Here is a 696-nt window from a genome sequence, read left to right on the forward strand (position 1 = left end):
GAAGTCATTTAAACTTTTTACTTTTCTTTAGACTGATCACAATGAATGCGATGTAATTTAAAGCTTTCCAGCTGGTTACCGTAGTATCATGTCTGTTAAGAAGAGATCTGAAACTATCCAGCCAGGCGTTGGTTCTTTCAATAGAATATCTTTCTTCATAAAGCTCCGGATCGAAATAATTATCATCATCATTAGCTGTCATTTTGTTTCTTTTATTGCTGGCAAAGTTCGCGATAATGCCGTGTTGAAAGCATAATGTTTTGAGATGGCGGCAATCAAAACCCGAATCTGCATTCATAAACAAGCCGTCCATATTAATTTCCGAAGCCTTAAGCACAGAAATTACTTCCGTAAAATGGGTGCCAATATCATAAGTGTCATGGTGACTGCCTGCTTCAGGTTCACTCATGGCAAGAGGGATCCCGTTTTTATCGGTAAGATATAAAGCGTTGGTTGTTTTCCTCTTTTTTCTGCCCTGATAGCTAACCTTTTCTCCTCCTTTGGTACAAGGGGTATGGCTGCCATCAAAATTAATATGGGACAGGTCCATCTTTATTCTCCTGGCTTTGAGCAGACGGGTCCATATTTTTTCCCAGACACCCATTTCACTCCATTTCCTGAAATGATGATACACACTGTTCCAGCTGTAATCCGATTCCAAAATAAGGCTTTTTACAGGAAGCATATACCATTGAA

General features: G+C 39.4%; 1 protein-coding gene. It reads right to left on the reverse strand.

Annotated features, from left to right (window positions below):
• Positions 1 to 4 precede the first annotated feature (4 nt).
• A partial coding sequence (locus tag ACED20_RS21170; RefSeq protein WP_378106738.1) for a transposase family protein occupies positions 5 to 696 on the reverse strand: 692 nt, incomplete at its 5' end.

This window comes from Chryseobacterium sp. sg2396 (genome assembly GCF_042610505.1).
In the GTDB taxonomy this organism is placed as follows: domain Bacteria; phylum Bacteroidota; class Bacteroidia; order Flavobacteriales; family Weeksellaceae; genus Chryseobacterium.